Annotated in this window: 17 protein-coding genes; 8 read left to right on the top strand and 9 right to left on the bottom strand. The window is 72.3% G+C overall.

The window, feature by feature from the left end:
- Positions 1-37 precede the first annotated feature (37 nt).
- Genes B2363_RS09975 through B2363_RS09965 form a run of 3 tightly spaced genes read left to right on the top strand, consistent with a single transcriptional unit; the run spans position 38 to position 954 of the window.
- Positions 38-283 (top strand): mycoredoxin, encoded by a 246-nt coding sequence (locus B2363_RS09975; protein ID WP_181756400.1) that lies wholly within the window; start codon positions 38-40, stop codon positions 281-283.
- A gap of 48 nt (positions 284-331) precedes the next feature.
- Positions 332-568 carry a type II toxin-antitoxin system VapB family antitoxin gene (locus B2363_RS09970; RefSeq protein WP_286929880.1) on the top strand — a complete coding sequence of 79 codons (237 nt, stop codon included), beginning with the start codon at positions 332-334 and terminating at the stop codon, positions 566-568.
- Positions 565-954 (top strand): type II toxin-antitoxin system VapC family toxin, encoded by a 390-nt coding sequence (locus B2363_RS09965; protein WP_286929879.1) that lies wholly within the window; start codon positions 565-567, stop codon positions 952-954. The genes B2363_RS09970 and B2363_RS09965 overlap by 4 nt, the downstream gene beginning before the upstream one ends.
- Before the next feature lie 21 nt (positions 955-975).
- Here the strand turns inward: B2363_RS09965 and nudC are convergent, their stop codons facing one another.
- Genes nudC through moeZ form a run of 5 tightly spaced genes read right to left on the bottom strand, consistent with a single transcriptional unit; the run spans position 976 to position 9702 of the window.
- Positions 976-1842, bottom strand: coding sequence for an NAD(+) diphosphatase (gene nudC / locus B2363_RS09960; RefSeq protein ID WP_286929878.1), 867 nt, complete (start codon positions 1840-1842; stop codon positions 976-978).
- Positions 1843-1845: 3 nt separating this feature from the next.
- Positions 1846-4974, bottom strand: a complete 3129-nt coding sequence (locus tag B2363_RS09955; protein WP_286929877.1) for an ATP-dependent DNA helicase — start codon at positions 4972-4974, stop codon at positions 1846-1848.
- 13 nt (positions 4975-4987) lie between these two features.
- The gene (locus tag B2363_RS09950; protein ID WP_286929876.1) at positions 4988-8167 is read right to left on the bottom strand and encodes an ATP-dependent helicase; all 3180 of its coding nucleotides are present in this window, start codon (positions 8165-8167) and stop codon (positions 4988-4990) included.
- 32 nt (positions 8168-8199) lie between these two features.
- Positions 8200-8490 (bottom strand): MGMT family protein, encoded by a 291-nt coding sequence (locus B2363_RS09945; RefSeq protein WP_181756394.1) that lies wholly within the window; start codon positions 8488-8490, stop codon positions 8200-8202.
- Positions 8491-8529: 39 nt separating this feature from the next.
- Entirely contained in the window at positions 8530-9702 is a 1173-nt protein-coding gene (moeZ, locus tag B2363_RS09940) for an adenylyltransferase/sulfurtransferase MoeZ (protein ID WP_181756393.1), read from the bottom strand.
- A 150-nt stretch (positions 9703-9852) separates the two neighbouring features.
- Between moeZ and B2363_RS09935 the strand changes: the two genes are divergently transcribed.
- Both B2363_RS09935 and B2363_RS09930 read left to right on the top strand, forming a co-directional pair.
- Positions 9853-10488 (top strand): TetR/AcrR family transcriptional regulator, encoded by a 636-nt coding sequence (locus B2363_RS09935; protein WP_181756392.1) that lies wholly within the window; start codon positions 9853-9855, stop codon positions 10486-10488.
- On the top strand, positions 10485-10721 hold the full coding sequence (locus B2363_RS09930; RefSeq protein WP_286929875.1) for a DUF3107 domain-containing protein: 237 nt from the start codon (positions 10485-10487) through the stop codon (positions 10719-10721). The genes B2363_RS09935 and B2363_RS09930 overlap by 4 nt, the downstream gene beginning before the upstream one ends.
- A gap of 15 nt (positions 10722-10736) precedes the next feature.
- Here the strand turns inward: B2363_RS09930 and B2363_RS09925 are convergent, their stop codons facing one another.
- Positions 10737-11435 (bottom strand): ferritin-like fold-containing protein, encoded by a 699-nt coding sequence (locus B2363_RS09925; protein WP_286929874.1) that lies wholly within the window; start codon positions 11433-11435, stop codon positions 10737-10739.
- 170 nt (positions 11436-11605) lie between these two features.
- Between B2363_RS09925 and B2363_RS09920 the strand changes: the two genes are divergently transcribed.
- Positions 11606-13078 carry a DEAD/DEAH box helicase gene (locus B2363_RS09920; protein ID WP_181756390.1) on the top strand — a complete coding sequence of 491 codons (1473 nt, stop codon included), beginning with the start codon at positions 11606-11608 and terminating at the stop codon, positions 13076-13078.
- A 62-nt stretch (positions 13079-13140) separates the two neighbouring features.
- On the opposite strand, the gene B2363_RS09915 is transcribed toward B2363_RS09920, so the two are convergent.
- Entirely contained in the window at positions 13141-13872 is a 732-nt protein-coding gene (locus tag B2363_RS09915) for a L,D-transpeptidase (protein WP_286929872.1), read from the bottom strand.
- 89 nt (positions 13873-13961) lie between these two features.
- Entirely contained in the window at positions 13962-14720 is a 759-nt protein-coding gene (locus tag B2363_RS09910; RefSeq protein WP_286929870.1) for a ParA family protein, read from the bottom strand.
- Positions 14721-14791: 71 nt separating this feature from the next.
- Here B2363_RS09910 and B2363_RS09905 point away from each other — a divergent pair, with 71 nt between their 5' ends.
- Together B2363_RS09905 and B2363_RS09900 are read left to right on the top strand one after the other, a co-directional pair.
- Positions 14792-15550 (top strand): SDR family NAD(P)-dependent oxidoreductase, encoded by a 759-nt coding sequence (locus tag B2363_RS09905; protein WP_286929869.1) that lies wholly within the window; start codon positions 14792-14794, stop codon positions 15548-15550.
- Positions 15551-15554: 4 nt separating this feature from the next.
- Positions 15555-16388 carry an alpha/beta fold hydrolase gene (locus tag B2363_RS09900; RefSeq protein WP_286929866.1) on the top strand — a complete coding sequence of 278 codons (834 nt, stop codon included), beginning with the start codon at positions 15555-15557 and terminating at the stop codon, positions 16386-16388.
- Between the two features lie 92 nt (positions 16389-16480).
- Here B2363_RS09900 and B2363_RS09895 read toward each other — a convergent pair whose 3' ends face one another.
- Complete coding sequence (locus B2363_RS09895; protein WP_181756385.1) at positions 16481-17116, bottom strand: TetR/AcrR family transcriptional regulator; 636 nt, start codon at positions 17114-17116, stop codon at positions 16481-16483.

Below are 17116 nucleotides of genomic sequence, written 5' to 3'. Positions count from 1 at the left end.
CTTGAAGAGGCTTCTGTTCCGAACCGAGAGGGTCCCGATGTCCGACGCATCCTTCGTCCTGTACTCCACGCCGTGGTGTGGCTACTGCCACCGACTCAAGTCGCAGCTGCAGCGCGAGGGCATCGAGTTCACCGAGGTCGACATCGAGCAGGATCCCGCGTCGGCGGACATCGTCGAGCAGGCCAACGGCGGCAACCAGACGGTGCCGACGCTCGTGTTCTCCGACGGCACGGCGCTGACGAACCCGTCCGTCGCCCAGGTCAAGGCCCAGCTCGGGCTCTGACTGTGAAGGCGATGGTGTAACGACACCTTCTCAAGGTAGAATTCCACCATGGCCCTCAACATCAAGAACGCGCACGTCCACGAGCTGGCGCGCGAGGTCGCCCTCCGCACGGGCCGCAGTCAGACGAGTGCCATCGAGCTCGCGCTCGAGAGGCTGCTGGCCGAGCTCGAGCGAGAGTCCTCCGACGCCGCCCGACTCGACCGCATCCACGTGATGCAGCAACTCGCCGCCGACAAGCCGCTGGACTCCGGCGACCTGTACGACGAGGCCGGCCTGCCCCGGTGATCGTCGACACCTCGGCCGTCGTCGCCGTGATCAAGCGTGAGCCCGGCTGGGAGGCGATCGACCGGTCCCTCGCCTCGGCGGCGGGTCCGCGCATGTCCGCCGGCACCTATCTCGAACTCGGCATCGTCGTCGACCAGGCAGGCGACCCGGCGCTCTCGCGCCAGCTCGACGCCCTGTTGCGCGACTGGGGTGTCGCCATCGAGCCCGTCACGGCAGGGCACGCCAAGATCGCGCGCGAGGCCTACCGCGACTTCGGCCGCGGGTCGGGCCATCGAGCCCGCCTCAACTTCGGTGACTGCTTCGCCTACGCCCTGGCGACCGAAACCGGCGAGCCGCTCCTGTTCGTCGGAGACGACTTCGCCGCGACGGACCTCCGCCGGCTCTGAACCGGGGCTGAACCGGCCCTGTCAGGACCAGGTGCCAGGGAGGTCGCCGCCGTACCACTGCTCCACGAGCCACCGCGAGATCGAGACCTTCGGCGGCGGCAGGGCGACGGTCTCGTCCTCGATCGCCTGCACGAGCTCCTCGCGGGTGAACCAGCGCGCCTCGGCGATCTCCTTGTCGTCGAGCGTGAAGTCCGTGGACTCGGCCACCGCTCGGAAGCCCAGCATGAGGCTCTGCGGGAACGGCCACGGCTGGCTGCCCAGGTAGGTGGCCCCGCCGACGGTGATCCCGACCTCCTCGGCCACCTCGCGACGCACCGCGTCCTCGAGGGTCTCCCCCGGCTCGACGAATCCGGCCAGCGTGGAGAAGCGGCCCTCGGGCCAGTTCGGGTTGCGAGCCAGGAGACAGCGGTCGTCCTCGTCGGTGACGAGCATGATCACGGCCGGGTCCGTGCGGGGGTAGTGCTCGGTGCCGCACGACGGGCAGACCCGCAGGTGACCCGCCTGGGCGCTGTAGAGGTACTCGCCGCAGCGGGAGCAGTAGGTGTGCGACTGCAGCCACCGCGCCAGGCCCACGGCGTGGATCGCCAACGAGAGCTCGTCGGGGCCGAGCAGGGGGGCCAGCACCCGGATGCTGACGGGACTCAGCTCGCGCGGGACCCGTTGCACCGCCACGGCCGCGTGACGCGTGCCGTTCTGGTCGCCGAGCAGGATCCACTCGCCGTCGGGCGCCTCGTCGACCGTCGTCCACCGCAGCGCAGGGCCGTCGATCGTCGCGACGTGCTCGCCGCCGAGGACGAGCACCCGGGTGTCGGGCGTCTTCCACAGGTCATCGCGCGGCCTCAGGTTCCCCGCTCGGTCGTGCCTGGCCCGTTCGAACGCGAAATCCACGCCTCACCGTAACCCGAGCCGGGCCTCGAGTGCCGCCCGGTCGGGCAGGTCGTCGAACGTGCGCGACGAGCCGAGCCGCACGTAGTGGAAGGTGCCCACCACGCGCTCGGGCTCGATGCCCTGCATCTCGGCCCAGGCGATCCGGTAGAGCGCGAGCTGCAGCGGATCGGCGTCCGGCGTGCGGTTGGTCTTCCAGTCGACGACCTCGAACCCCGCCTGCCCGTCGGCCGGCTCGGTGGCGAACACGGCGTCGATGCGGCCGATCACCTGCTGGCCGCCGAGTCGAAGGGAGAACGGCGCCTCGACGACAAGCGGCTCGCGACCCGCGAACGGCCCGGACTCGAAGGCCTCCTTGAGCGCCTCGAGATCGGACTCGTCCGCGACCTCGGCATCGCCGCGCCCGGGCAGCTCGTCGGGGTCCAGCAGCGTCTGCTGGCCGTACCGGGACTCGATCCAGGCGTGGAACCTCGTGCCGAACCGCGCGGCCGCCGACGGGCGGCGCGGCATCGGACGCGCCAGCGACCGGACGAAGGCCTCCTCGTCGGCGTCGAGCGCGAGCACGTCGGTGGCCGACAGGGACGCGGGGAGGGTGACTTCGATGCGCCGCTCCGCCCGCGCCCGGGCCTCCTCCAGGAGCAGGTCGAGGTCGGTGCGCAGCTCGGCGAGGCGCTCGTCGCCCTCGACGGGAGGAGCCTGCGGCTCGTGCAGGTGCCGACGGACGGCGTCGGCGAGCTCGCGGCGGCGGTCGAACGAGGTGAGCGCGACCGGCCAGGGCACGGTCTGGTCGACGAGGTGGGGGTTCTGGTCGTCGTCGGCGGGAGGCTCGGCCCACACGACGGGCTCGATGCCGCGCTGGGCCAGCCAGTCGCGCACGTCGACCAGGAACCCCGACTCGGCGCGCGGACGCAGCTGGGTTCGGCCCCACCGGTGGCCGCTGACGTGCAGGCGTCGCTTGGCCCGCGTGAACGCCACGTAGGCGAGCCGGATCTCCTCCATCAGCGCGTCGCGACGGGTGTCCTCCTCGAACGCCTTCTTCGCCGGGCCGGTGAACTCCGCGACCTGCGGCACGAAGTCGACGTCGCCGCGCAGCGGCGCCGGGAGGGCCTTGGCGACCGTGGGCCAGCGCGAACGCCCGCGGCCGGACGGGAAGACCGTGCCGGACACGAACGGGACGAAGACCTCCTCGAACTCCAGCCCCTTGGCCCGGTGGATCGTCAGCAGCTTGATCGAGTCGGCGTCGGACGGAGCGCTCAGCTCCATGCCCTCGTTGTACTCGCGCTCCGCGTCGAGGTGCGCCAGGAGACCCGGCAGCGAGGCGTAGCGGTCGTGCTGGGCGTAGTCGCCGATCGCGTCGATCAGTAGCGCGAGGTTGTCGGTGGGGACGCCGGCGACCGGAAGCTCCACGTCGAGGTCGAGTTCGGTGACGACGCGGCGGGCCAGGTCGAGCAGCGGCTCGTGCGCATGGCGTCGCAGCCGACGCAGCATCGCGGCCAGGTCGGCGAAGCGGGTGCGCGCGGCCTCGGAGTACTGCCCCGGGCCCGGATCCTCCACGGCCTCGGCGAGCGAGACGATCTCGGTGGGATCGACGCCGGCCGTGGCCTCGTCGAGGGCCGCCTGCAGGACCGCGTCGGGATCGGAGCCGTCCGGCTCTCCCCCACTGCGCCACTGGCGCCCGAGCTCGGCCGCTCGCTGGCCGAGCAGCGCGAGGTCGCGCTCGCCGATCCGCCAGCGCACCCCGGTGAGCAGGCGGAGCATCGCCGGGTTGGCGGTGACGTCGTCCAGCACGGCCAGCACGGAGAGGACGTCGACGACCTCGGGCTGCTGGAGCAGGCCGGTGAGGCCGACGATCTCGACGGGGAGCCCCCGCGAGCGCAGGGCACGGACGATCTCCGGGTTCTCGTTGGTGGTGCGCACCAGGATCGCGATGTCGCGTCGCGACAGCCCGCTCTCGACCGACTGCACGACGAGGTCGACCAGCGCCTCGATCTCTTGGGCCACCCCCTCGTGCAGGGCGACCGAGACCTCGCCCGACGGGTTCTCGGGGGCAGCCCGCAGCGGCGTCACGATCTCGGCGATCCCGGGCGAGCCGTAGTAGTCGCGGGCGACGTAGCCGGCGAGGTCGATGATCTCCGGCGCGCACCGACGCGTGACGTCGAGGCTGAACAGCCGGCCCTTCTCGCCGCCCGCACCCGGGAAGTCGTCGAGGAACGCGGTGAGGTTGCCCGAGGCGGCGCCGCGCCAGCCGTAGATGCCCTGGGCCGGGTCGCCGACCGCGCTGATCGGGCGGCCGGCGAACAGGGCCTGCAACAGGTCGCGCTGGGCCACCGACGTGTCCTGGTACTCGTCGAGCAGCACCACGACGTAGCGCTCCCGCAGCACCTGCTGGACCTCGGGCACGGTGGCGAGCTGGGCGCCCCAGGCCATCTGGTCGGAGAAGTCCATGACGCCGGCGTCCGCCTTGGCCGCGCGGTACTCGTCGACGAGGTCGGCCAGCTCGTCGCGCTTCAGGCACGCGGCGACGATCTCCTCGTGCCACTTGAGCGGCTTCTCGGCCCGTTCGGCCGCCTCGATGGTGGTCCGGTCGAACGCCCGGAGCTCATCGGTGGTGACGAGGTGCTCGGACAGCTGGCCGTCGAGCTCGAGCACGTCGCCGATCACCGTGGGCAGCCAGGCCGAGACGTGCCGCAGCGGGCCGTCGTGCCCGCGGGCGGTGCGCGCCGCGATCTGGAACCGGGTCGCGTCGGCCAGCACGCGCAGGTCGGGCTCGATCCCCATCCGCAGCCCGTGCTCGGCGATCAGCGTGCCGGCGAAGGCGTGGTAGGTCGAGACGGTGGGCTCACCGAACTCGGAGAAGTCGCCGACGAGGTCGAGCGACTCGCGCACCCGGCCGGCCAGCTCGGCGGCGGCCTTCGAGGTGAACGTGAGCCCGAGCACGCGGTCGGGTGCGTAGCCGAGGTGGCCCACGAGCCACACGACGCGCGCCGCCATGACCGCGGTCTTGCCCGCACCGGCGCCGGCGATGATCGCCTGGGGCTGCGCCGGGTCGGCGGTGATCGCGGCCAGCTGCGGATCGCTGAAGGGGATGCCCAGCACCTCGCGCAGGTGGTCGGTGTCGCGGACGAGCGGGGTCACTGCGGTGCTCCGATCATTCGAGACCCCCGACCGTGGGGCCGGTGATCACGGGGCACAGGGTCTGGAAGTCGCAGAAGCCGCAGTGCTCGTTGGGGCGCGCCACGAGGCTCTCGTCGCGCACGACGCGGGCCGACTCGGCCAGCAGCTCGAGGGCGAAGAACGCCTCCTCGGGCGCGGGTGCGGCCTGCGGCTGGACCTTCGGGGAGTCCGGGTCCTTGGCGCCGGCGGGCGTGCGGAGCTGGACGAGCTCGGCACCACCGGAGCGGGCCTGGTCGACCCCGAGCGACGCGACGGCCCCGTGCTCGACGGCGACCTGGTAGATGCCGAGCTGGGCGTGCTCGGCGATCTTGCGCGGGCCGGGCGCGTTGCGGCTGGTCTTGAAGTCGACGACGTGGACCCGCCCCTCGGCGTCGATCTCGACGCGGTCCATGGACCCGCGGAGCAGGACCTCCTCACCGCCGACCACGAGCGTGGTGGTGAATGCGTGCTCGGCCGCCAACGGCGAGCGTGGGTTGGCCCGGTGCCACCGCGCGAACCGGACGAGCGTCTCGTGGGCGGCCTGCCGCTCGCGCTCACCCAGCCAGGCGGCCTGGTGGTCGAGCCGGTGCCAGACCTCGTCGAGCCGGGCGGCCATGGCCACCTCGTCGGGCTCGACCCCGCGCTGGACCACGTCGGCTGCGAGGGCGTGCACGATCGAGCCGAAGCCCTGCGCCGACGTGGAGGCGGACTCGCCGTGCGCCTCGCGGCCGAGGAACCAGCGCAGCGAGCACGCGGTGATCCCCTCGACCGCCGACCCGGACAGGGCCAGCGGGTGGTCCTGCGGTCGCCACGGAGCGTCGGACAGGGTGGGACCGGACAGCCCCCACCAGCGGTCGGGGTCGGCCGCCCGGGTGGGCGGCAGGTCGGCACGGACGATCTCGGCCAGCATCGCGGCAGCCTCGTCGCGCACCGCCGGGTCCTCCGCCTGCTCACCGACGCGTCGCAGCTCGGCGACGACGCCGCGCAGCGACACGGGACGCGCCGGCCGGCCCAGCGGGAGGTCGGCGTCGGTGCCGAACCCGGCGCCGAGCAGCTCGGCGACGAAGCGCGACGGCTGATCCCCGTCGTCGGTGGGCGTCTGGACCGCGGTGACCACCAGGCGGCTGGTGGCACGGGTGCAGGCGACGTAGAACAATCGGCGCTCCTCGCGCAGCTGCTCGCCGCGCGCACCGGGCTCGGCCGGGCCGTCGAGGTGCTCCGAGCGCAGCAGGCTGCCGCGCGTGCGCAGGTCGGGCCACCGTTGGGCCTGCACGCCGGCGACCACCACGAGCGGCCACTCCAGCCCCTTCGACCGGTGGGCCGTCATCAGCCGGACGGCATCGGGGCGCGTGGCGCTGGTCTCGAGCTGGTCGGCGGGGATCTGCTGGGCGCGCAGCTCGGCCACGAAGTTCACGGCGTCGCGGCGGCGGCCGCCCTCCTCCGCCCTGGCCGCGTGGCGGAAGAGCGCGCACACCGCGTCGAGGTCGCGGTCGGCGTGCACGCGGCCCTCGACGCCGGCCCACTGCTCGCGCAGACGGGCCGGCCAGCCGGTGCCGTCCCACAGCAGCCAGAGCGCCTGCTCGGGCGGCTCGCCGCGTCGCAGCACGGTCGCCGCCCGACCGAGGAGTGCGGCGAGGTCGCGGGCCGCGCCGACGGCGTCGGCGGTGGAGCGATCGGTGGTGGTGAGGCCCAGCGCCGCGGGATCCAGAAGCGCCGCGGCCACGAGGTCGCTCGACGGGGTCTCCGGATCGCGCTGACGGAGGGCACGGCCCAGCCGGCGCATCGCCGGCCCGTCGAGCCCGGCGAGCGGACCGGTGAGCAGGGCCTCGGCCGTCTCGGTGTCGAGCGCCTCCTCGCGCGCGATCCGGTCGGCGGCCTCGAGGGCCAGCAGCAGCGTCCGGACCGCGGGCTGGGCCACGAGCGGCACCTCGTCGCCCGCCACCTCCACCGGCACACCGGCGGGGCCGAGCACGCGCTGGAGCCGGGTGAGGTCGGCGCCGGTGCGCACCAGGACCGCCATGTCGGACCAGGCCAGGCCGTCGTCGAGATGGGCCCGGCGCAGGAGGCCGGCGATGTGCTCGGCCTCGGCGGTGGCGGACGCGTACGTGGCGACCTCCACCCGTCCGTCCTCGGACGCGGCCGACTTCAGATTGCGGTGCTGGTCGGCGGCGCGGGCGTCGAGTCCCGGCGGAACCGGCGGGTTCCCCAGCGCCACGCGCGCGGCGGTCAGGATCTGCGGCCCGAAGCGACGGGTGGTGGTGAGGGCCACGGTGGGCGCGGGCCGGCCGGCAGACGCGAACTGCTGGGGGAAGCGCGTGATCGCCGCCGGATCGGCGCCGCGGAAGCCGTAGATCGCCTGGTCGTGGTCGCCCACCACCACGAGGTCGCGACCGTCGCCGGCCAGGTCGTGCAGCAGCCGGACCTGCAGCGGGTCGGTGTCCTGGTACTCGTCGACCACGACGAGTCGGTAGCGGTCGCGCAGCGCCCGGCGGTGGTCGCGGTCGCCAGCGATCGCCGCGGCGCGCGTGACGAGGTCGGTGTAGTCCGTGCGGTTCTGGAAGTCGATGACCTGGTGGTACTCCTCGATCGCGTCGGCGACGCGCGCCCACTCGGGCCGCTCGCGCGTGATCGCCAGCGCGCGCAGGTCGTCGGGGCCGAGGCCGCGCGTGACCGCCGCGGCCATGAACGACTGGAGCTCGGCCGCCAGGCCGCGGGTGCCGAGCGCCTCGCGCAGGGACTCGGGCCAGGTGGCGGCGTCGTGCCCGCCGAGCAGGTCGGCGACCACGGCGTCGCGGGCCGGGGCGGTCATCAGCTCGGGCGGGGAGGCGAACGCCTCGGGATCGCTGAACTCGCGCACGAGGGCGTAGCAGAACGCATGGAAGGTCATCGCCGGCACGGTGGCGGCGGTGCCCGACAGGCGCCGCCCGATCCGGTCGCGCAGCTCGCCCGCGGCCTTGCGGCTGAAGGTCAGGACGAGGATCTGGTCGGGAGTGAGCTCGCCGGACTCGATGCGGTCGACGACGACCTCGACGAGCGTGGTGGTCTTGCCCGTTCCGGGTCCGGCCAGGACCAGCAGCGGCCCGCCACGGTGGTCCACGACCGAGCGCTGGGCCTCGTCGAGCGAGGGCGCTGCGGCACGCACGGCATCGGGCCGCCGGAGGACGAGTTCGGGCACAGGACCATGCAACCAGACGGCCCCGACAGTCCTCAGAAGTCGGGAGCCAGCGCATCCTTCACGACCACGCGGCCGCTGCGGACCGGGGTGCCTTCGTCGCGCCAGTGCTGCTGGGCGTCGACGACCAGGTGCGCCGGCAGGGAGCCGTCGGCGCGGACGACGCGCCACCACGGCACGCCGTGACCCTCGAGCGACATGACCCGCCCGACCTGGCGCGCGCCGCCGCGGCCCAGCCGCTCCGCGATGAGGCCGTACGTCGCGACGCATCCCGGCGGGATCTGCTCGACGACCTCGAGCACGGCCTCGGTGAAGTCCTCGTCCATGGCCCCGATCCTGTCAGCAGGACCGGGGCCGGACGAGCCTCAGTAGTTGGGCTGGCTCGGGTCGATCTGGTTGACCCAGGCCACGACGCCGCCGCCGACGTGCACGGCGTCGGAGTAGCCGGCGCCCTTGAGCACCGCGAGCGCCTCGGCCGAGCGGACGCCCGACTTGCAGTGCAGGACGACCTGCTTGTCCTGCGGCAGCCGGTCGAACGCCTTGCCGGCGAGGATCTCGCCCTTGGGGATCAGCACCGAGCCGGGGATCTGGTTGATCTCGTACTCGTTCGGCTCACGCACGTCGACCAGGACGAAATCGCGACCCCCGTCATTGCGCTCCTTGAGCCAGCCGTCGAGCGTCGCGACCGAGATCGTGGAGTCGGCGGCCGCGTCGGCGGCCTCGTCGCTGATCGCACCGCAGAACGCCTCGTAGTCGCCCATCAGCTCGGTGGGCAGCACGCCGTTGGGGTCACGGCGGACCTTCAGCGTCGTGTACCGCATCTCGAGCGCGTCGTAGACCATGAGGCGGCCGATGAGCGGGTCACCGATGCCGGTGAGCAGCTTGATCGCCTCGGTGACCATGATCGACCCGATCGAGGCGCACAGGACGCCCAGCACGCCGCCCTCGGCGCACGACGGGACCATGCCCGGCGGCGGGGGCTCGGGGTAGAGGTCGCGGTACTGCGGTCCCTCCTGCGCCCAGAAGACCGAGACCTGGCCCTCGAAGCGGTAGATCGAGCCCCACACGTACGGCTTGTTCAGGATGACGGCCGCGTCGTTCACCAGGTAGCGCGTGGCGAAGTTGTCGGTGCCGTCGAGGATCAGGTCGTACTGGCTGAAGATGTCCAGCACGTTGTCGTTGTCCAGGCGCACGTTGTGCGTGATGACGTTGACGTACGGGTTCGTCTCGGCCACCGACTCCGCGGCGCTCTGCACCTTGGGCTTGTCGATGTCGGACTGGCCGTGGATCACCTGACGCTGCAGGTTCGACTCGTCGACTACGTCGTCGTCGATGATGCCGAGCGTGCCGACGCCGGCCGCCGCGAGGTAGAGCAGGGCGGGGCTGCCGAGTCCGCCGGCGCCGATGACCAGCACCTTCGCGTTCTTCAGCCGCTTCTGTCCCGTCATGCCCACGTCGGGGATGATCAGGTGGCGGCTGTACCGACGCACTTCGTCGATGGTCAGTTCGTCGGCGGGTTCGACCAGGGGCGCGACCACGGGCTTCTCCTTCGGTTGCTGGGCTCACCGGGCTCAACCCGGCGCCGACGTCCATTGTTCCTCGCCCGTCCCAGCATGTGGCGCGAGGTCCGGTCCGTGGACACCGCGTCGGAAACGACCCGCGGGTAACCGACCGCTAGGGTTGGGGACGTGACCCAGACCCCAGAGGCTCGCCCCCGCGCAGGGCGGCTGCCCCGCACCGCACGGCGCGCCCAGCTGCTGGACGTCGCCCTCGACGTCTTCGTGGAGCAGGGCTACCACTCGGCCTCGATGGACGAGATCGCCGAGCGCGCGGGCGTGTCCAAGCCGGTGCTCTACCAGCACTTCCCCGGCAAGCTCGACCTCTACACCGCCCTGGTCTCCACGGCGGTCGACACGGTGATCGAGGGCGTGCGCGAGTCGCTGGCGTCCACGCAGGACAACCGCGAGCGCGTCCAGGCCAGCATGCAGCTCTGGTACGACAGCGTTGCCGACCGCGAGAAGGCCTTCCGCCTCGTCTTCGAGTCCGACCTGACCAGCGACCCCGAGGTGCGCGAGCTGGTCGACCGGGTCACGTCCGAGTCCGCCGCCGCGATCGCCGAGGTGATCGTCGAGGACACCGGCCTGTCGCGCGGAGCCGCCGAGCTGCTCGCGGCCGGCCTCGTCGGGATGGGTCACGTCGGCGCTCGCGCCTGGCTCTCCGGCGCGTCGGGCCTCTCGCGCGACGACGCCGTCACGCTCGCCTCGACTCTCGCCTGGCGCGGGATCGGCGGGTTCCCCAAGCCCACCAACCAAGGAGATGAGTGACCGTGGAGGTCAAGATCGGCGTCCAGAACGCCGCCCGTGAACTGTCCGTCGACACCGATGTCGAGCCCGACACCGTGTTGGCCACGCTGAACGGCGCGCTCAAGGACGACTCGCTGTTCACGCTCACCGACAGCAAGGGTCACACCGTGGCGGTCCCGGCCGACAAGGTCGCCTACCTGTACTTCAACGCCGACACCGGTCGCAAGGTCGGCTTCGGTCTCACCAGCTCCTGACGGAGCGGGCCCCGCTCAGGCGTCGAGCCCCAGGCGGGCCATGCGCTGGGCGTGGGCCTCGGTGATCCGGGTGAACATGCGGCCGATCGAGGCCAGGTCGAATCCCCCCGGTCGGTCGGCGGCGCCGACCACCACCGCGGTCAGCACGTCGCGCTCGGCCACCACCATCTGCGCCTGGCTCAGCGCCTCGCCCATCAGGCGACGTCCCCACAGGGCGAGTCGGCCCGCCACCCGCGGGTCGGCGGCGATCGCCTCGCGCACCTGGTCGACCACGAACTCGCTGTTGCCGGTCTGACTCATCGTCTCCAGCACCAGCTGACGCGTGTCGGCGTCCAGGAACGCCGCGATCTCGCGGTAGAAGTCGGCCGCGAGCCCGTCGCCGACGAACGCCTTCAGCAGCCCCTCGAGCCAGTCGGACGGCTCGGTCTTGCCGTGGAAGCGGGCGAACGTCGTCCGGAACGACTCCATCGCCGCGTACGGGTCCTCACCGAGCTCGACGAGCCGGTCGCGCAGCTGCACGAAGTGACTCCACTCCGAGGCGGCCATCGTCTGGATCGCGACCTTCGTGCGCAGGTCGGGTGCGTCCTGGGAGTCCTGGTTCAGCTGCTCCACCGCGCTGAGCTCGCCGTAGCTGAGCAGCGCCAGCAGCTCGACCACGCCGGCCCGGTAGTCGGGATCGTCGAAGGGTCCGCCGGGCGCCTGATCGGAGGTCATGATCGGGACTGTAGCGCGGCGCCGGCCCGCATCGCGGCGCGGAACGTTAGACTGAAGGGGTATTCGCCGATCCTGTCCCATCAGGATCCAAGCCATTCGAGATCCGCTGACAGTAGATCGCACACAGAAAACAGAGCAGACCCCTGACTACCTTCACCGAACTGGGCGTCATGCCCGAGATCGCCGACGCCCTCGCCGACAAGGGCATCATCGAGGCCTTCCCCATCCAGGAGATGACCCTCTCGGTCGCCCTGATGGGCACCGACCTCATCGGCCAGGCCCGCACGGGCACCGGCAAGACGCTGGCGTTCTCCATCCCCGTCATCCAGCGCACCGTGGCCCCGCACGACCCCGACTACGACCAGCTGGCCGCGCCCGGCAAGCCGCAGGCGCTCATCGTCGCTCCCACGCGTGAGCTGGCGATCCAGGTCGCGAACGACGTCAAGACGGCGTCGAAGAACCGCGGCACCCGCATGCTGACGATATACGGCGGCGTGCCGTACGAGCCGCAGCTCGAGGCCCTCGAGACCGGCGTCGACATCGTCGTCGGCACCCCCGGCCGCATCCTGGACCTGGTGAACCGCCGGGCCCTGGACATCAGCCACGTCAAGTCGCTCGTCCTCGACGAGGCCGACGAGATGCTCGACCTGGGCTTCCTGCCCGACGTCGAGTCGATCCTCGCCCGCACCCCCGAGACGCGCCAGACGATGCTGTTCAGCGCGACGATGCCGTCGTCGATCGTCACGCTCGCGCGCAAGCACATGCACCACCCGATGAACATCCGTGCCGAGTCGGCCGAGTCCGGCCAGATGGTGCCCGCCACGAGCCAGTTCGTCTGGCAGGCGCACGACATGGACAAGCCCGAGGTCGTCGCCCGCATCCTGCAGGCCGACGACGTCGAGCGCGTCGTGGTGTTCACCCGCACCAAGCGACAGGCGCAGCGCGTCGCCGACGACCTGGCCGACCGCGGCTTCCCGGCCTCGCCGCTGCACGGCGACATGGCCCAGAAGGCACGCGAGAAGGCGCTCGACGGCTTCCGCGAGGGCAAGGTCAGCATCCTGGTGGCCACCGACGTCGCCGCCCGCGGCATCGACGTGGCCAACATCAGCCACGTCATCAACTACACGTGCCCCGAGGACGACAAGACCTACGTGCACCGCATCGGCCGCACCGGTCGCGCCGGCGCGTCGGGCATCGCGGTCACGTTCGTGGACTGGGCCGACCTGCAGCGCTGGAAGCTCATCAACAAGGCGCTCGACCTGCCCTACGACGAGCCGCTGGAGACGTACTCCACGTCGGACCACCTGTTCCAGGACCTCGGCATCGATCGCAACGTCAAGGGCCGGCTGAAGCCCCCGGCGCCCAAGGAGCCCCGCTCCGAGGGTGGCCGCGACGGCCGCCGTGACGGTCAGCGTCGCGATGGTCAGCGTCGCGATGGTCAGTCGCGCGACGGCGGCGACCGCAGCCGTCAGCGCACCCGAGGCGGCAAGCCCGTCGAGGGCGAGGCCCGTCCGGCCGAGACCGCTCCCGCGGCGTCCGGCGAGGAGCAGCCCGCGGGCGAGGGCCAGGCGCGTCGTCGCCGTCGCCGTCGCCGTCCCTCGGGTGGTCAGGCGTCGGGTCCCGCGCCCGCCTCCGCCTCCTGACGCACCAGGTCCTGACGAGATCCCCCGCCGACCGGCTTGCCGGTGGCGGGGGATTCGTCGTCTCAGGCCGTGACGATGACCGGGGTGCCGTCGGGCGCCCAGTCCCAGAGGTACTTCGCGTCGGACTTCTTCTGGCGCACGCAGCCGGCGGACAGCGGCTCGCCCAGCTGCTCCTCCGTCTGCTCGGGCTTGCCGTTGTTGTAGACCGGGATGGAGTGGAAGCCGATCGGCGCGCTCCAGCCCGTGGCGAAGCGCACGAAGTACTCCATCGAGCCGGTGTAGTCGAAGCTCGTGGCGTGGCGCTGCCGGGACGTGACGGAGTAGGAGCCGGGCTGGAGGTTGTCGAAGCGGCTGCCGGACACCAGGTAGGTGCGGTCGACCTTCTCGTCGGCCTCGATGAGCCACACGCGCTGGTCGGACTGGTCGAAGACGATGCGCCGGCCCTCCCCCGAGCCCTCGGGCGGCGGGGGTCCCGCGGCCGCCTTCGTGGTGGCGGGCACTTCCTTCGGCGCCGGCTGGTCCTTCGCGGCACTCTGGCCCTTCACCGTGGCCGCTGCCCGGGGCGCGGCCTGCTTCGCGGTGGCCTGCTTCGCGGCGGCCGCGTCGGCACGCGCGGTGGCGGCCGTCAGGGCCGGTGTCACCGTCTCGGCGACGGCGGCGCCGGAGCGCGACGGGCCTGCGGACTCGGCTGGATCGGCCTGGACGAGGGAGACGGCCGACACCGTTGCCGTCAGCGCGACGGCACCGACGAGCATCGCAATGCGACCGAGGTGGACACGGGGCGGGGAAGCCATGTCCTCCACGGTAGGCGCCACCTTGCGCCGATGGCCGACTTCGCGTGGGGTGCGCGTGGCGGAACCACCCTCATCGGGCGTCGCTGGGCTCATCGGCCCTTGACCAGCAGCCGCGCCACGGCCCGGTAGGCGTCGGCGCCCTTGTGGGTCCGCGCGGTGCTGAGGATCGAGCGCCCGATCGCGGGCGCCTCGGCGAAGCGGATGGTCTTGGGGATCGGGGGCTCGAGCACCTCGAGGTCGTACGTCTCGGTGATGGCCGCCAGCACGTTGCGCGCGTGCGCCGTGCGACCGTCGTACATCGTCGCGAGCACGCCGCGGATGACGAGGTCGGGATTGATGAACTGGCGGACGTCATGGATGGTGTCGAGCAGCTGACCGACGCCGCGGTGCGAGAGCGTCTCGGCCTGGAGCGGGATCAGCACCTGGTCGGCGGCCGAGAGTGCACCGATCGTCAGCACGCCCAGGGCCGGCGGGCAGTCGAGGATGATCCAGTCGTAGTCGTCGGCGATCTTCCCGAGCGCCACCCTCAGCCGCTGCTCGCGGCCGGTGCGCGTGACGAGGTTCTCCTCGGCCTCGGCGAGCGCGACGTTGGCCGGCAGCAGGTCGAGGCCCTCCTCGGTGGTGACGAGCGCGTCGCGGGCCGGGATCTTGCCGAGCAGGACCTCGGCGACGGTGACCTCGAGCTCCTCGGGATCGATGCCCAGGGAGAAGGTCAGGCTGCCCTGCGGGTCGAGGTCGACCAGCAGCACGCGCTGACGCTCCTCCAGCAGGGCCGCGCCGAGCGACGCGACGCTGGTGGTCTTGGCGACGCCGCCCTTCTGGTTGGCGAGGGCCAAGGTGGTGGTCACGCCGACATTGTGCCATCGACCGGGGTGGGCCTACCGCAGGCGGGACATCGGTTCACTGGCATGCTGGATCCATGACCCGAACGGCCCTGATCACCGGCGCCACCGCCGGCATCGGAAACGCGTTCGCGCGGCAGCTGGCGCGGCGTGGAACCCACCTCGTCCTCGTCGCCCGCGACACCGTCCGACTGGAGCAGGTCGCCGCCGAGCTGACCGACGCGCACCAGGTCGAGGTCGAGGTCATCACCGCCGACCTGGCCACCCTTCAGGGGATGGACCGCGTCGCGGACCGCCTGTCGGAGTCGGGGCGCCCGATCGACCTGCTGGTCAACAACGCGGGTGCCTCCCTCGCCGGCTGGTTCGGCTCCACCGCCATCGCCGACGAGGACCGCCAGCTCGACCTGCTCGTGCGTGCGCCGATGCACCTGATGGACGCCGCCATCAAGTCCATGTCGGGCCGCGGCCGCGGCGGGATCATCAACGTCGCCAGCGTCGCCGCATTCACCCCGCGTGGTGCGTACTCCGCCCACAAGGCGTGGCTGGTGAACATCTCGCAGTGGGCCAACTGGCACTACGCCGACGTCGGCATCACCGTGCAGGCCCTGTGCCCCGGCTTCACGCGCACCGAGTTCCACCAGCGGATGGGTGCCGAGATCGGCGACGTGCCGAAGTGGATGTGGCTGAAGGCCGACAACGTGGTGAAGGACTCCCTGCGCGACCTCGAGCGCGGCAAGGCGATCTCCGTCCCCTCGCTGCGCTACAAGGTGCTCACGGCGGTGGCGCGGTACGCCCCCGCCACCGTCGTCGCGAAGATCGCCCAGCGGGGTCGATGATCCGGTGAGCGTCCCCAAGACCCTCGAGATCCCGGAGGGCGTCGAAGTCCTTCGCGCCGAGACAGCCCGCAGCGAGCACGCCGTCCACCGGGCGCGCGCCGCCGGCGAGCGCCGGGGATCGATCCTGCTCGTGCCCGGCTGGACCGGCAGCAAGGAGGACTTCACCCCCGTCCTGCCGCTGCTCGCCGGACTCGGGTTCGACGTCGTGACGTTCGACCAGCGCGGACAGTACGAGTCCCCCGGCGACCCGCTGGACGACTACTCGTTGGAGGCCCTCGCAGCCGATGCGCTCGCGGTGGCCGACGAGCTGCTGGAGGATGAGCGCTTCCACCTGCTCGGGCACTCGTTCGGTGGCCTCGTGGCGCAGAACCTGACCATCGCCCACCCCCAGCGGGTACGCACCCTGACCCTGCTCTGCTCGGGGCCGGGCGCCCTCGGCGACTCCCCGACGCGGCCCCTGAAGCGCATCGCGGCGGCCATCGGCAAGGTGCCGCTGCTGGACATCCACCAGCTGCGCGAGCAGGGCATCAAGCGGCCCGCCCAGATCACCGCCTTCCTCGGGAAGCGCTTCTCGGCCAATGCGCCGGCCTCGCTCAAGGCGATGACGCAGCACCTGCTCGACGCCCCCGACCGGGTCGACGAGGTCGCGGCCACCGGCGTGCCGGTCTGGGTCGCCCGCGGGGAGGCCGACGACGCCTGGCCCCACGACGCCCAGGCCGAGATGGCCGAACGGCTCGGCACCCAGATCGTGATCCTGCCCTCCGCGGCCCACTCCCCCGCGGTCGAGGCGCCCGACGAGTTCGTCGACGACTGGCGCGACTTCCTGCTCTCGCACTGAGCCCGCGCCCAGCGGCCTTCCGCGCCCCCTGACCGCGAGTGGCGGGCGTTTCTGCGCCACTCGCGACCCCGGTTGGCGCCACTCGGCGTGAGTCAGCGGCGGCGGCGCAGCGTGGCGGCGACGGCACGGCGCGCCACGGGTCCGAGGCCGTCGAGGGCGGCAGCCATCGCCGTGACCGCGTCGAACGAGCGATCGGAGTCGGCCTCGGTACGCACCGGGTCGGTGAGCTCGAAGCCGATGAACGCCGCCATCAGCAGATCGGTGAACGCCTCGGCGTCGACCACGCCCGCGAACGGGGAGCCCGGCGTGAGCAGCCGGTCCGCGACGCTGCGCAGCGGCGCGCGCCACAGGGCGAGCGCGTCGCGGGCGGCCGCGCCGATCCCGGGATCGGACTGCGCCAGGACGAGCGACTGCCCCAGCACCGACACGTGCCCGGCGCCGCGCTCGGCCTCCTGCACGTCGCGGGCGAGCTGGACGAGGTCGCCGAAGCTGGAGGCCGCGTCGAACCGCGCGCGATGCAGCTCGACCCGGTCACGCGTCGCGGTGACGCAGGCCTGCGCGACGAGGTCGGTGACGGATCCGTAGTGGTAGAAGACCAGGCCCTGGGCGACGCCGGCCCGCTGCGACACCGCGCGGGCGGAGACGGCGGCGATGCCGTCGGAGGTCATCACCTCGATCGCGGCCTCGACCAGGCGGCGCTTGGACTCCTCGGCGGACTTCGGCGGCAC

The sequence above is a fragment of the Aeromicrobium sp. UBA7512 genome, assembly GCF_002476985.1.
GTDB classification, from domain to species: domain Bacteria; phylum Actinomycetota; class Actinomycetes; order Propionibacteriales; family Nocardioidaceae; genus Aeromicrobium; species Aeromicrobium phoceense.
The sequence above is the reverse complement of the archived record's forward strand: the minus strand, read 5'-3'. Positions and strand labels throughout refer to the sequence as shown.